Annotated in this window: 14 protein-coding genes and 1 tRNA gene; 6 read left to right on the forward strand and 9 right to left on the reverse strand. The window is 65.3% G+C overall.

All coding sequences use genetic code 11. The features are described from left to right. Positions 1 to 86: 86 nt before the first annotated feature. Together LZK98_RS13165 and LZK98_RS13170 are read left to right on the forward strand one after the other, a co-directional pair. The gene (locus LZK98_RS13165) at positions 87 to 1,046 is read left to right on the forward strand and encodes a magnesium transporter CorA family protein (protein ID WP_233782830.1); all 960 of its coding nucleotides are present in this window, start codon (positions 87 to 89) and stop codon (positions 1,044 to 1,046) included. Beyond that, a complete protein-coding gene (locus tag LZK98_RS13170; protein ID WP_233782831.1) occupies positions 1,043 to 1,702 on the forward strand; it encodes a hypothetical protein in 660 nt (219 codons plus the stop codon). The genes LZK98_RS13165 and LZK98_RS13170 overlap by 4 nt, the downstream gene beginning before the upstream one ends. Positions 1,703 to 1,828: 126 nt before the next feature. On the opposite strand, the gene clpX is transcribed toward LZK98_RS13170, so the two are convergent. From clpX to LZK98_RS13195, 5 genes are all read right to left on the reverse strand, one after another. Further along, entirely contained in the window at positions 1,829 to 3,100 is a 1,272-nt protein-coding gene (gene clpX / locus LZK98_RS13175; protein ID WP_233782832.1) for an ATP-dependent Clp protease ATP-binding subunit ClpX, read from the reverse strand. A gap of 283 nt (positions 3,101 to 3,383) precedes the next feature. Next, a complete protein-coding gene (locus LZK98_RS13180; protein WP_233782833.1) occupies positions 3,384 to 4,001 on the reverse strand; it encodes an ATP-dependent Clp protease proteolytic subunit in 618 nt (205 codons plus the stop codon). 134 nt (positions 4,002 to 4,135) lie between these two features. Then, positions 4,136 to 5,062 carry a glycosyltransferase gene (locus LZK98_RS13185; protein WP_233782834.1) on the reverse strand — a complete coding sequence of 309 codons (927 nt, stop codon included), beginning with the start codon at positions 5,060 to 5,062 and terminating at the stop codon, positions 4,136 to 4,138. 211 nt (positions 5,063 to 5,273) lie between these two features. Continuing rightward, positions 5,274 to 6,884: a trigger factor gene (gene tig, locus LZK98_RS13190; RefSeq protein ID WP_233782835.1), complete on the reverse strand. Its 1,611-nt coding sequence runs from the start codon at positions 6,882 to 6,884 to the stop codon at positions 5,274 to 5,276. A gap of 73 nt (positions 6,885 to 6,957) precedes the next feature. Then, positions 6,958 to 7,042 (reverse strand) — tRNA-Leu (locus LZK98_RS13195). Positions 7,043 to 7,145: 103 nt separating this feature from the next. Between LZK98_RS13195 and LZK98_RS13200 the strand changes: the two genes are divergently transcribed. Together LZK98_RS13200 and LZK98_RS13205 are read left to right on the forward strand one after the other, a co-directional pair. Beyond that, positions 7,146 to 7,373 (forward strand): hypothetical protein, encoded by a 228-nt coding sequence (locus LZK98_RS13200; RefSeq protein ID WP_233782836.1) that lies wholly within the window; start codon positions 7,146 to 7,148, stop codon positions 7,371 to 7,373. Positions 7,374 to 7,386: 13 nt separating this feature from the next. After that, on the forward strand, positions 7,387 to 7,599 hold the full coding sequence (locus LZK98_RS13205) for a hypothetical protein (protein WP_233782837.1): 213 nt from the start codon (positions 7,387 to 7,389) through the stop codon (positions 7,597 to 7,599). 92 nt (positions 7,600 to 7,691) lie between these two features. On the opposite strand, the gene LZK98_RS13210 is transcribed toward LZK98_RS13205, so the two are convergent. The 4 genes from LZK98_RS13210 to gatB all read right to left on the reverse strand — a co-directional run bounded on the left by LZK98_RS13210 (position 7,692) and on the right by gatB (position 11,836). Beyond that, complete coding sequence (locus tag LZK98_RS13210) at positions 7,692 to 8,189, reverse strand: hypothetical protein (protein ID WP_233782838.1); 498 nt, start codon at positions 8,187 to 8,189, stop codon at positions 7,692 to 7,694. A gap of 101 nt (positions 8,190 to 8,290) precedes the next feature. Next, positions 8,291 to 9,493, reverse strand: a complete 1,203-nt coding sequence (locus tag LZK98_RS13215; RefSeq protein ID WP_233782839.1) for a M48 family metallopeptidase — start codon at positions 9,491 to 9,493, stop codon at positions 8,291 to 8,293. After that, positions 9,490 to 10,239, reverse strand: a complete 750-nt coding sequence (locus LZK98_RS13220; protein ID WP_233782840.1) for a hypothetical protein — start codon at positions 10,237 to 10,239, stop codon at positions 9,490 to 9,492. The genes LZK98_RS13215 and LZK98_RS13220 overlap by 4 nt, the downstream gene beginning before the upstream one ends. A gap of 139 nt (positions 10,240 to 10,378) precedes the next feature. Then, positions 10,379 to 11,836: an Asp-tRNA(Asn)/Glu-tRNA(Gln) amidotransferase subunit GatB gene (gene gatB / locus LZK98_RS13225; protein ID WP_233782841.1), complete on the reverse strand. Its 1,458-nt coding sequence runs from the start codon at positions 11,834 to 11,836 to the stop codon at positions 10,379 to 10,381. A gap of 276 nt (positions 11,837 to 12,112) precedes the next feature. Between gatB and LZK98_RS13230 the strand changes: the two genes are divergently transcribed. Both LZK98_RS13230 and LZK98_RS13235 read left to right on the forward strand, forming a co-directional pair. After that, positions 12,113 to 12,739, forward strand: coding sequence for an FkbM family methyltransferase (locus tag LZK98_RS13230; RefSeq protein ID WP_233782842.1), 627 nt, complete (start codon positions 12,113 to 12,115; stop codon positions 12,737 to 12,739). Between the two features lie 186 nt (positions 12,740 to 12,925). Further along, the gene (locus LZK98_RS13235) at positions 12,926 to 13,111 is read left to right on the forward strand and encodes a hypothetical protein (protein WP_233782843.1); all 186 of its coding nucleotides are present in this window, start codon (positions 12,926 to 12,928) and stop codon (positions 13,109 to 13,111) included. Positions 13,112 to 13,148: the final 37 nt, after the last annotated feature.

The following is a 13,148-nucleotide window of genomic DNA, read 5'->3' on the forward strand; positions in this document are numbered from 1 at the left end:
AACCTAGCCCGAACTCCCGCGCAGCAACCGGCTGACCTTCCTGGTCCGACCGGTGCTGCGGCCGCAGCAACCGGAAGGACAGACCCATGCTGACAGCCTTCGGCCGGCATCACGACCGGCTCGTTCCCATCGACATAGACACCCCCGGCGCCGCTGCGCCGCTCTGGATCGACCTCGACGCCCCCTCCGACGAAGAGGCGGCGCTCGTCGCGCAACGCTTCGGCATCGCCGTCCCGAGCCGCTCCGACATGGACGACATCGAGCCGTCCTCGCGCCTCTATCGCGAGGACGGCGTCGCGTTCATGACCGTGACCGTGGCGACCGGCGGCGACGGCAAGTCGCCCGTCACCTTCGCGCTCGGCCGCGAGGTGCTGGTGACGGTGCGCTATGCCGATCCCACGCCGTTCGGCAATTTTGTGCACCGGCCGCTCGCCGCCGATGCCGCGATGAGCGCCGAGACGGTGATGACCGGCCTCGTCGAGACGATCGTCGACCGCATCGCCGATACGCTGGAGCAGATCGGCGGGACGCTCGACGGGGTGTCGCGCGAGGTGTTCGCGGGCGGTCCCAGCAACCCGACCGCGAAGACCCGCGACCTCCAGGCCATTCTCGAGCAGATCGGCCGCGCGGGCGACCTGCTTACCCGGCTGCGCGAGAGCCTGGTCGGGCTCAACCGCCTGCTCAGCTTCCACGGTGCCCATGCCGCCACCTCGAAGCCGGCGCGCGAGGCGCGGGCGCGGCTCAAGACCGTCCAGCGCGACGTGCTGTCGCTGACCGATCATGCGGGCTTCCTGTCGGCCAAGGTCAACTTCCTGCTCGACGCGACGCTGGGGCTCATCAACCTCGAGCAGAACCAGATCATCAAGATCTTCACCGTCGCTTCGGTCGCTTTCCTGCCGCCGACGCTGATCGCGTCGCTCTACGGCATGAACTTCGAGATGATGCCGGAGCTCAAATGGAGCCTCGGCTATCCGTTCGCGATCGTGCTGATGGTGCTGTCGGCGGCGATCCCCTTCGCCTATTTCTCGCGCCGGGGGTGGCTGTGATCCGCGCAGGTGTCCTGGTGGTTGCCGCCGTCTGGGTGTTGCCCGCGGCGGCGAGCGGCGGCGCGCATGTGGTCGACGATGCGGCGGTGGAGATCGTCGGCACCTGCCATCTGGAAAGCTGGGTCAGCCGGACTGGGCGGCAGGGGGTCCTCGTCAACAGCGCGCCGGCATGTACCTTCCGTATCCTGCCGCGCATCGAGTTCGGCGGTGCGCTCCAGCGCGAATGGCTGCGGGGCGAGGATGCGCGCACGCTGGCAGGCCCCAGCATCAAGCTGCTGCTCGCCGCTCCGTCTCACGGGCCGTCGCTTGCGCTGGTCGGCACCGCCGCGATCGACACCCGCTCCGGCGCTATTGCCACTGCGTCCGTGATCGCGCCGGTGACGTTCACGCTGTCAGGCCGGACGCGGCTCAACCTCAATGCCGGATGGACGCGCAACGGCCGGCGCGACGCCGCATTCTACGGCGCACAGGTCGAGCATGCGGTCAACGAGACGCTGGCGGTGATGGTGGAGGCGTATCGCCTCGGCGGGGCGACCGGCGTCCAGAGCGGGCTGCGCTGGACGCCGAAGCCGGGCCGGATCGACGTCGACCTGCTCGTCGCGCGCGAGACCAACCTGCCGCCGCGCTTTACCTTCGGCCTGACGGTGCGGACTTAGAAAGCAGTATCAGTGCTCCTGCGAAGGCAGGAGCTCAGGCCGCAAGCGATGTACTCATGATCCAGGGCTCCTGCCTTCGCAGAAGCACGGTTCAATTTCATCCGGACAAACCAGCCAACGGCCGAATCAGGCCGCGTCGCCGGCCTTTTCCTTCTCTTTCTTGGCATAGACGCGCACCGGCTCCTTGGTGCCGGCGACGACGTCCTTGTCGATCATCACCTCGTCGACGCCGTCCATGCTGGGCAGGTCGAACATGGTGTCGAGCAATATGCCTTCCAGGATCGAGCGCAGGCCGCGCGCGCCGGTCTTGCGGTCGATCGCCTTCTTGGCGGTCGCCACCAGCGCATCGTCGGTGAAGCCCAGCTTCACCTCCTCCATGTCGAACAGCTTCTGATACTGTTTGACCAGCGCGTTCTTGGGCTCGGTCAGGATCTTGACCAGCGCCTCTGTGTCGAGATCCTCGAGCGTCGCGATCACCGGCAGGCGGCCGACGAACTCGGGGATCAGGCCGAACTTGAGCAGGTCCTCCGGCTCGACGTTCTTCAGCACCTCGCCGGTGCGCCGCTCCTCGGGCGCGGCGACGTGCGCGCCGAAGCCGATCGACTTGCCCTGGAGGCGGTCGCCGATGATCTTGTCGAGGCCCGAGAAGGCACCGCCGCAGATGAACAGGATGTTGGTCGTGTCGACCTGCAGGAACTCCTGCTGCGGGTGCTTGCGGCCGCCCTGCGGGGGAACGGAGGCGGTTGTGCCCTCCATCAGCTTGAGCAGCGCCTGCTGCACGCCCTCGCCCGAGACGTCGCGGGTGATCGACGGATTCTCGGCCTTGCGGCTGATCTTGTCGATCTCGTCGATGTAGACGATGCCGCGCTGCGCCCGCTCGACATTGTAGTCGGACGCCTGGAGCAGCTTGAGGATGATGTTCTCGACGTCCTCGCCGACATAGCCCGCCTCGGTCAGCGTGGTCGCGTCGGCCATGGTGAAGGGCACGTCGAGGATGCGCGCCAGCGTCTGCGCCAGCAGCGTCTTGCCGCAGCCGGTCGGGCCGACGAGCAGGATGTTCGACTTGGAGAGCTCGACCTCGGCACCCTTGGCGCCGTGGTTGAGGCGCTTGTAGTGGTTGTGCACCGCCACCGAGAGCACGCGCTTGGCGCGGCTCTGGCCGATCACGTAATCGTCGAGGACGTCGCAGATCTCCTGCGGCGTGGGGACGCCGCCGTCCTTCTTCGACACCAGCGCGGACTTGGTCTCCTCGCGGATGATGTCGTTGCACAGCTCCACGCACTCGTCGCAGATGAAGACGGTGGGGCCCGCGATCAGCTTGCGCACCTCGTGCTGCGATTTGCCGCAGAAGGAGCAATAGAGGGTGCTCTTCGAGTCGCCACCGCTCAGCTTGGTCATTCAATCACCTCTTGCGCGCAGCTCATACAGGCGCGTCCAACATTCGGGCACGCATCCTAGCGCACCCACGTAAACCCACAATGAAAATTCCGTTGGGTCATCTCAACTGGGGATCGCGGCGTCGCAACTTCGTCGACCGCTTCCTTCCTTCTTGAGATGGAGACCCGCGGTCTGGTGCACAAGCCCGGCTTGACCGCGTGAAGCCCCGCCGCGATCGGCGGAAGCGGCGGGATCGGCCAGTGGCAGCGAGATACTTACCCACCGGCCGATCCACCTACCCGGCTCAAGCGGCCTGGGCGGCGTCTTCGGCCGGAGTCGGGCGCTTGTCGAACACCTCGTCGACGATGCCGAAGGCCTTCGCCTCCTCGGCCTCGAGGAAGGTGTCGCGATCCATCGCCCGCTCGATCTCGGTCAGCTCCTTGCCGGTGTACTTGGCATAGAGATCGTTCATCCGCTTGCGGATGCGCAGGATCTCCTTGGCCTGGATCTCGATGTCCGACGCCATGCCCTGGGCGCCGCCCGAGGGCTGGTGGACCATGATCCGGGCGTTGGTGAGCGCGACGCGCATGCCGGGCTCGCCCGAGGCGAGCAGGAAGCTGCCCATCGACGCCGCCTGGCCGATGCACACCGTGCCGACGCGCGGGCGGATGTACTGCATGGTGTCGTGGATCGCCATGCCCGCGGTCACCACGCCGCCCGGCGAGTTGATGTACATCCAGATGTCCTTCTTCGGATTCTCCGATTCGAGGAACAGCAGCTGGGCGGTGATGAGGGAGGCCATGTGGTCCTCGACCGGGCCGGTCACGAACACGATCCGCTCGCGCAGGAGGCGCGAGTAGATGTCGAAGCTGCGTTCGCCGCGGCTCGACTGCTCGATGACGATGGGGACAAGGGCGCTCATAGGATCGTGCATGACAGTCCGCTCTGAAAGGTGGACGCCTTACATCGGCGTTCGACATTCCCGGTGCAAGAGGAGAACAAGGTGAACATCATGCGGACGGATCGCGCGGCACCCGTTTCCACTTCGGTCGCGGGCTATGTCGAAGGTCCCGGCACGGCGAGGTAGGCGAGGCGACGCACCTCGCGACGGCCGCGGACGACGGTGTCCAGGATCAGGCCCGCGGTGCCGCTCAGCGACGCGAGGATCGTCAGGCCGGTCGCCAGGATCGCGGTCGGGAAGCGCGGGACCAGGCCCGTCTGGGCATAGGTGATCGCCAGGGGAATCGCGAGCAGCACCGCGATCAGCGCGAGCAGGCCGCCGATCAGGCCGAAGAACAGCATCGGCCGCTCGATTCGGTAGAGAGTGATGATGGTGCTGAGGATGCGCAGGCCGTCGCGATAGGTGTTGAGCTTCGACGCGGAGCCCTCGGGGCGGGCGAAGTATGGTGTCTCGACCTCGCCGACCGGCATCTTGAGCTCCAGCGCGTGGACGCTGATCTCGGTCTCGATCTCGAACCCGCCGGAAAGGACCGGGAAGCTCTTCACGAACCGCCGCGAAAAGGCGCGGTAACCCGAGAAGATATCGGTGAAAGTCCGGCCGAACAGGCGGGCGAGAATGCCGGTCATCAGCCGGTTGCCGAGCACATGGCCGCGCCGGTAGGCCTCGACCGCCTCGTGGACGCGGATGCCGACCACCATGTCGAGGCCGTCGTCCAGCAGCCGCGCGACCATCTTCGGCGCAGCCTTGGCATCGTAGGTCGCGTCGCCGTCGGCCATCACATAGACGTCGGCGTCGACGTCGGCGAACATGCGGCGGACGACGTTGCCCTTGCCCTGCATGCGTTCCGAGCGGACGACCGCGCCGGCCGCCCTCGCCACCTCGACGGTGCGGTCGCGCGAATTGTTGTCGTAGACGTAGATGGCGGCGCCGGGGAGCGCATCGCGGAAGCCCGCGATCGTCTGCGCGATCGCGGCTTCCTCGTTGTAGCAGGGCAGCAGGACGGCGATGCGTGGCTGATTCAAATCGCGAAGCCCCCCAAACCTTCTCCCCTTGTGGGAGAAGGATACCGTAGCTTAGCGGCGCCAGCCGCTTAACGGAGGTTGGATGAGGGGTAAGCGGCTTCCCAGAAGCCGCGCGGTCGCAAGCGCGATCGCCTTCCCCTCACCCAGCTCCGCCCCGGACTTGATCCGGGGCTGCGCAACCCTTTCCCACAAGGGGAAAGGGAAGAAAAGGTTACGCTTCCGCCTTCTTCTTCGCCGGAGCCTTCTTGGCGGCGGGCTTGGCCTCCGTCTCGGCGGCCTCGGCCTTCTTCGCCGGCGCCTTGCGGGTCGCGGCCTTCTTGACCGGCTCCTCGGCGACCAGTTCGGCCTCGGCGACCGCTTCGCTCAGCGACTCGTCCTTCTTGGCGGCAGCCTTCTTCGCCGGAGCCTTCTCCTTGGCAGGAGCAGCCTTCTTCGACGACTTGCGCGGCTTGTGGTTGTCGTGGTCGTGGGTGTGGGTGCCCGAGGCGAAGCCATCGTCGCTCTCGATCGCGGCTTCCAGCTCCTCGCGGGTCACCTCGCGATCGGTGATGTCGGCCTTGTCGAACAGGAAGTCGACGACCTTGTCCTCATAGAGCGGTGCACGCAGCTGGGCGGCGGCGAGCGGCTCCTGCTGGATGTACTGGACGAAGCGCTGGCGATCCTCCGGGCGGTACTGCGACGCCGCCTGCTGGATCAGCATGTTCATCTCCTGCGCCGTCACCTCGACGCCGTTGGCCTGGCCGATCTCCGAGAGCAGCAGGCCCAGGCGCACGCGGCGCTCGGCGATCGCGCGGTAATCGTCCTTCTCGGCCTCGAGCTCGGCCTTGGCCGCCTCGACGTCCTCCTCATGCTCGGCCTCGTGCTGGAGCTGGTGCCAGATCTGGTCGAACTCCTGCTCGACCATCGTCGGCGGCACCGGGAAATCGTGGCCCGCCGCGAGCTGGTCGAGCAGTTTGCGCTTCATATAGGTGCGGGTGAGGCCGTTGAGCTCCTGCTCGGCCTGGCCCTTGAGGATGCCGCGGAGCTGCTCGAGGCTCTCCAGGCCCAGGTTCTTGGCGAGGTCGTCGTCGATCTTGGTCTCGCCGGGCTTCTTCACCGCGGTGACCTTGACGTCGAAGGTCGCCGGCTTGCCCTTCAGATTCTCGACAGGGTAGTCCTCGGGGAAGGCGACCTCGACCGTCTTCTCGTCGCCCGCCTTGACGCCGACCAGTTGGTCCTCGAAGCCCGGGATCAGGCGGCCGGAGCCGATCTCGATCGACATGTCGGTGCCGGTGCCGCCGTCGAAGGCGACGCCGTCGACCTTGCCTGCGAAGTCCATCACCACCAGGTCGCCTGTCTTGGCCTTGTAGGTTTTGGGCGCCTCGTCGAAGCTCTTCGACTGGCCGGCGAGCTCGGCCAGGCGCTCGTCGATCTTCGCCTCGTCGACGGGCACCGTCAGCCGCTCGAGCTTCAGCCCGTCGATCGAGGGGGTCGGCACGTCGGGCAGCACCTCGAGCTCGATGGTGATCTCGGCGTCCTTGCCGGCCTCATAATCGTCGTTGAGACGGACCGAAGGCTGGGTCGCCGGGCGCAGCTTGTACTCGCTGACCAGCGACTGCACGCCGTCCTGGATCGAGCTGTTGAGCGCGTCCTGCGCCAGCGCCTCGCCGTGCATCTTGCGGACCAGGTTCGCCGGCACCTTGCCGGGGCGGAAGCCGGGCATGCGCACCTGCGGCGCGACGCGCTTGACCTCGGCATCGACCTTCTTGTCGATGTCCTTGGCAGTGATCTTGAGCGTATAGGCGCGCTTCAGGCCCTCGTTCAGCGTCTCGACAGTCTGCATGGGTCGGTGTTGCTCTCGTTCTCTAATCGGAATCCGTCAGGCGGCGTCCTGCCAGCGCGTGCGTGGAAGGGGCTGGTGCGGGCGAAGGGAGTCGAACCCCCACATCTTTCGATACTGGAACCTAAATCCAGCGCGTCTACCAGTTCCGCCACGCCCGCATACGGGACACCGCCGGTGTGCGCGCGGCTCTATAGCAAAGGCGCGCGCGGGCGCAACCGCGACGGGCAGGCAAACGTTGGATGGGCGAAGGAGATGCCCGAAATGCCCGTCGAACCGCCGATCCCCGGCCCCGATGCCCCGCCCCCGCCCGGGCCGCCGCCGGCGCCGCAGCCGGGCCAGCCGACCACTCCGCCGCCCGAAACCCCGCCGCAGCCGGCGCCGGGGCGGCCGGACGCGCCGCCGCCGGAGGTCGATCCGCCGGGACCCGACATCGACGTGCCGACGCCGGGGAGCGACCCGAGCACGCCGCCTATCCAGCCGATTGCCTGAGAGGAATTACGTCATGAGCGACCGGAATCGCGATCCACATCCCGACAGCCTGCCCGAGGATGACCACGACGAGCGCAGCGACATCGAGCAGGCGGTCGAGAGCCGCAGCGACGAGCTCAAGCGCCGCGGCGCCGATACCGATTCGCCGCTAGAACCAACGGTGTCGGTCGACACTGCCGGTGGTGCCGGCGGGACGGTGAAGAATCAGGAGGATGCAGGGCAGTAGTGCCCGAACATCATCTTCTGCAGGAATCATGGGCGCTGTCCTCCAGCGCTTCTTCCTGCCCAGGTGAAGGGCGCTCCGCGGATAGCGAGAGGTCAGGTGAGAATGGCGGACTTCACCAAGGCGCGGAAATCGCCAACCGCCTGATCGAAATAGTAGAGCCGCGGCGCATCGAACGTCATCATGTAAAGACTGCCCTTGATGATCGCGGCGCTCGCTTCGCCCTTGCGGGGCAAATTGTCCGAATCGGTATAGGTGTAGGTGAATCGCACGCCTTCATGGCCCAGGAATTCCGCCGGCTCGGTCGACGCAACTGAAAACGTCCCGATCTGCTTGTAGGCGCGATAGGTGGATTCCAGCAGTTCCGGCACCTCGACGATCAGCGTGTCCTTCGTGAATTTGGGAAGCGGCTCCTTCTTCTTGCTCCGCTCCTTGATAAGCGGCTTGCCGGCAGCGATTCCGCCGTAGAAGGTGACGTCGTTGAGCTGATCGCCGTCGAGCGTCCAGGTTTCGGTATTCTTCCCGGCGCTCACGCCAAGGCGGTTCCAATCGCGGGACGGCGTCACCGAAACCGCTGAATCGGCCACCGTCACCGTCACCCCCTTCTCGCGCAGCTTGTGGGCATAGGCGGTTGTCGTCAGCAAAAGCGCCGGCAGCAGGGCCAGGGCGAGCACGGGTCGTGCGTGCAGGGACATCAATTGGTCACCCCTTCCTTGGTAAGCATCATCCGGATCATGGCGGCGTCCGATGCTTCGGGTTTCAACTCGAGATATTTGCGCAAGGCGGCCTGCCCATCCGTCGGGCGGCCGGTCTTGATCAGGGAAAGGCCGAGCCCGCGATGCGCATCGGCCAGCGCGGTGTCGAGCCGAATGGCCGATTCGTAGAATTCGGCCGCGTTGACCAGGTCACGTTGCTGACCGCGCAGCCGATACAGCTCGCCGCGCGCGAACCAGAGCGGCGCCGTCCACCCCGACGCGGCAAGCGATTGGATCAGATAGTCGCTGGCCCCGAAATCGTTCAGCTTGATCTGATCGTCGAGGAAGATCGGCAACCAGTGGGCCATCGCCTCCCGGTAACGATCGGCGCCGTCGTCGCGGGAAGCACCGTCGGGGTCCGCCAGCGCCGCCATCGTCAAGGCCCGCTCGCCCTCGGGAGGATGCGACGCCGTGAACGCGATCGCATTGAATCTCGGCTTGCTGAGCCCCTTGCTGCGGGACGATGCCTCGATCTCCGCCATGAGATTCTGCCAGACCGCGGAGGCGGCCTGCGGCCTCAACTTGCTGGTGTTCAGATATCCGACCCCCAGCCGATCGGCCTCGCGCTCATTGTCCCGGCTGTACCGGAACAAATTGCCGTAGACGGAGAGTTGGACATCAGCGTACGACCGCCTCACATTATAGCTCGGCGCCATGCTGGCGAGCAGCGCGCTCCATGCCAGCAGATCGGTTCCCGTCCGCCTGGCCTTGAAAAGTTTCAAGCCATGGCGCTGCTCATAATGCCCGAACTCATGGCCGAGGATGGCGCCCAGCTCGGCTTCGCTGCGCATCCGCAGCAGGAGGCCGGAGAAGACCCGCATCGTGCCGTTGGACGACATGTTGGCGTTGAACGTGGGTTCGCGCATGATGTACACGCGCACCGCCTTGCAGCGATCGGTCCCGACCGTGTCGCACAGGACATGTCGGACATAGGCGTTCAGCTTTTCGTCGCGAATGACCAGTTCGGAGGCGGCGAGCCTGCGTTCGGACTCGTCAAACTCCCGCCACAGACCGATCTCGTCGACGCCCTGCGGCTGGTAGGCGCCGACATAGGGCGGCGGCGGCGGAGCGACCTCTGCCATCGCCGGCCCGGCGAGAACTGCCGCCAGGGCGCCGGCGACCATCGCGCCGGCGCGCCTCACTTGTCGGCATCCTTGTCGAGATTGCTGCCCGGGAAATCCTCGAGCAGCTGGCGCACGCGCTTCTCGGAGCCGTCGACTTCCCTGGGGTCGCCGCCCATCTGTCCGTCCGCATTGAGCCAGAGAAGGTTGCCGGTCCTGAGGTCGACCAGCCCGGCAAAGCCCTGATGCTCGCCCGATTTGACCGCGATCCCGGGTCCGACCGCCGCCAATATCTGCAGCACTTTCCGTCCGGTCGATCCAAAGGCGTCCTTGTTGTAGATGAACAGCGCGTAATCGGCATCCTTTGCGCCGGGAAGGTCGGCGACACTGGCGCCCAACGACCAATCGAAAATATTCGCCTTATTGTCGCGCTTCTTGGTCGGCAGCCGATTGCCGACGAAGAACTGATATTCGATCACCGCCTGGGAAACCGCACCGAAGAGCTGCATGTGCTCCTCGAGATTCCGGGCATCCTCACCATAGGCCTCGGGTGCGGTGATCACCGCATTGCCGAGCTGCTTCTGATATTTCTCGAGCGCAGCCTGAATGTTCGTTCTGGCCCGATCCGTCCATTCCGCGTTCGGCTCGAATATCCCGCCGGTCGATTGGGATCCGACCCGCACCGATGGGTGGAAGACCAGGATTTTCTTGCCGCTGTTGCTGGCAAGCTCGAAGTCCTGTCGGACAGCGGACTTCTCCTGTGCCGCCACCGGAACGACGACAAGGCACAACGCCGCCGCTACGGCGAGCGCAATCCCCCTGAACATTATGTCCCCCCTTTGCGCGCCGAATCAAACCCCCATCGGCGCGCGGTTGGAGGGTAACTCCGGTCCGGCTAGTTGCAAGATAGTTTGTTGCGATCGGACAACGATATTGTCTCCGATCCGGCGCAGCTGAAGGCGGCTTCTAACCGCCCAGCGCCTTCCTGAGCAGCTCGTTGACGACGCCTGGGTTGGCCTTGCCGCCCATCGCCTTCATCGTCTGGCCGACGAAGAAGCCGAACAGCTGCTGCTTGCCGGCGCGATACTGTTCGAGCTGGCCGGGATTGGCGGCGAGGACATCGGCGATGACCTTCTCGATCGCGCCGGTGTCGGACGTCTGCTTGAGGCCGCGCTCCTCGACGATTTTCGCCGGGTCGCCGCCGGTCTCCAGCATCACCTCGAACACCTGCTTGGCGAGGCTGCCCGACAGCGTGCCGTCGGCGACGAGGCCGAGCAGCTCGGCAGCCTGATTGGGCGAGACCGGCGATTCGGTGATGTCCTTGCCGAGGCGGTTCAGCGCCCCGAACAGCTCGGAAGCGACCCAGTTGGAGGCCTGGACGGGCGCGGCGCCGGCCTCGAGCAGCGCGTCGAACCAGCGCGCGGTCTCGACCTCGGCGGTCAGCACGCCGGCATTATAGGGGGTGATCCCCAGCGCTTCGTAGCGCGCGCGCTTGGCGTCGGGCAGCTCGGGCAGGCTGGCGCGGCATTCCTCGAGGAAGGCGTCGTCGAGCTCGAGCGGGAGCAGGTCCGGGTCGGGGAAATAGCGATAGTCGTGCGCATCCTCCTTGGAGCGCATCGACCGCGTCGTGCCGGTGTCCGGATTGAACAGCCGCGTCTCCTGCACCACGCGGCCGCCCGCCTCCAGCACGTCGACCTGGCGCATCGCCTCATGCTCGATCGCCTGCATGACGAAGCGGACCGAGTTGACGTTCTTGGTCTCGGTGCGGATGCCGAACGGCTCGCCCGGCTTGCGGACCGACACATTGACGTCGGCGCGCATGGAGCCCTCCTCCATGTTGCCGTCGCAGCTGCCGACATATCTCAGAATCGATCTGAGCTTGCGGAGATAAGCTCCAGCCTCGGCTGGCGAGCGCATGTCCGGGCGGCTGACGATCTCCATCAGCGCCACCCCCGAGCGGTTGAGGTCGACGTAGCTGCGGGTCGGATGCTGGTCGTGCATCAGCTTGCCGGCGTCCTGCTCGACATGGATGCGCTCGACACCGACCGTCTTGGTCGCGTCGTCGACCTCAATCTCCACCGCGCCCTCGCCGACCAGCGGATGGTAGAGCTGGCTGATCTGATAGCCCTGCGGCAGATCGGCGTAGAAATAGTTCTTGCGGTCGAACCGCGACCATTTGTTGATCTGCGCGTCGATCGCCATGCCAGTGCGCACCGCCTGACGGATGCACTCCTTATTGGGTACCGGCAGCATGCCGGGCATCGCCGCGTCGACCAGGCTGACCTGGGTGTTGGGCTCGGCGCCGAAAGCGGTCGAGGCGCCCGAGAACAGCTTGGCGTTGGAGGTGACCTGGGCGTGGACCTCGAGGCCGATCACGACCTCCCACTCACCCGTGGCGCCCTGGATGCGATATTCTGCAGACATGCCGCCCCCATATGGCGTCGACGGATCGTTGGAAAGCCCGGTCCAGCGGTCTTGCGAGGGCCGAAGGGCCGTGCAACTGTGCAGTAAAGTAGCGGAGTCGAATTGATGTCGACCGCGGGGCTGCAATATGGCTTCCACCATAAACGATCCTTCACCTCGACGGCGAAGGCGGCGCTGCGTTACCAAAGTTACTCCGGTACCCTGAAAGTATTACTCCATTGCTATAGCCCGATCAATTTCCTTAAGCGCTACGTTACCGGCCAGGGATCCTACCCCGTGACCATCGACCTCAGGACACCGATCGGACCGGTCGGCGTGACTGCCTTTTCGCCGGAGGATATTCTGACGATCAACGAGATTTTCTTCTGGAAGGATTATGGGCAATCGCGCACCGACCGGATCGTCGTCGATTTCGGGTCGAACGTCGGGATATCGAGCCTCTATTTCCTGACGCGCAATCCCTATTCCACCCTCTATTGCCACGAGCCGCTGCCGCAAAACGTCGCGCGGCTGCGGCAGAATCTGCGCGGGTTCGAGGATCGCTACCACCTGTCCGAGGCCGCGGTGGCCGAGCATGACGGTACCGCGCAGTTCGGATGGGAGCCGACCGGACGCTATGGCGGGATCGGCTATGCCTCGGCACGGCAGATGACGGTGCCGGCGGTCGATTCGAACCGCGTCCTGGCCGAGATCGTCGAGCGGCATGGCGAGATCGATCTGCTCAAGATCGACATCGAGGGATCGGAGCATGAGATCACCGCGCGCATCCCCTTCGACCTGGCGCGCAGGATCAGGCGGATGGTGATCGAACTGCCGTTCCGCGACAATCCGCTGCCGCGCACGCACGACATGCACTATCGCTGGCCGATCACGACGCTGATCCGGCGGATGGAGCAGTTTTAGGGAGCGTTTGGCGTCGCACCACGAATATTCACATGGCGAAGATCATGTCATTCAGATCCGGAGAGGCGAAGATCGGCGAATTTCAGATGAGAGCGAAGTGATGATATTGCATTATTGTGCTTGCGCCGAGACCGGCACCGTTGATATTATGGCTACCCAGGCCAGTGACCTGACGAGGCGGAAGGCATGACCGGGAACGAGGCGCGGCGCCAAGAATTGCCTGCCGAGGCTGATGACGCGACCGAGTTCGCGGTAGCGGCCCTCCTGGAACAGCTCTGCATTTCGTCATTGAATGATGATGAAGACGCAGTCGCTGAGCTGAGCATGTTGCTACGCCACGCGTTGCAGAACGCCTCGGATTTGCACAGCTAACGCCTTTTACGCGATTTCCCGGTGCGCTGCGCCGTCT

The organism is Sphingomonas cannabina (genome assembly GCF_021391395.1).
GTDB lineage: Bacteria > Pseudomonadota > Alphaproteobacteria > Sphingomonadales > Sphingomonadaceae > Sphingomonas > Sphingomonas cannabina.

Coding starts and splice junctions, on each gene's coding strand:
- LZK98_RS13165 (WP_233782830.1), top strand. CDS start 87: ATGCTGACAGCCTTCGGCCGGCATCACGACCGGCTCGTTCCCATCGAC.
- LZK98_RS13180 (WP_233782833.1), bottom strand. CDS start 4,001: ATGAGCGCCCTTGTCCCCATCGTCATCGAGCAGTCGAGCCGCGGCGAA.
- gatB (WP_233782841.1), bottom strand. CDS start 11,836: ATGTCTGCAGAATATCGCATCCAGGGCGCCACGGGTGAGTGGGAGGTC.
- tig (WP_233782835.1), bottom strand. CDS start 6,884: ATGCAGACTGTCGAGACGCTGAACGAGGGCCTGAAGCGCGCCTATACG.
- LZK98_RS13205 (WP_233782837.1), top strand. CDS start 7,387: ATGAGCGACCGGAATCGCGATCCACATCCCGACAGCCTGCCCGAGGAT.
- LZK98_RS13235 (WP_233782843.1), top strand. CDS start 12,926: ATGACCGGGAACGAGGCGCGGCGCCAAGAATTGCCTGCCGAGGCTGAT.
- clpX (WP_233782832.1), bottom strand. CDS start 3,100: ATGACCAAGCTGAGCGGTGGCGACTCGAAGAGCACCCTCTATTGCTCC.
- LZK98_RS13200 (WP_233782836.1), top strand. CDS start 7,146: ATGCCCGTCGAACCGCCGATCCCCGGCCCCGATGCCCCGCCCCCGCCC.
- LZK98_RS13220 (WP_233782840.1), bottom strand. CDS start 10,239: ATGTTCAGGGGGATTGCGCTCGCCGTAGCGGCGGCGTTGTGCCTTGTC.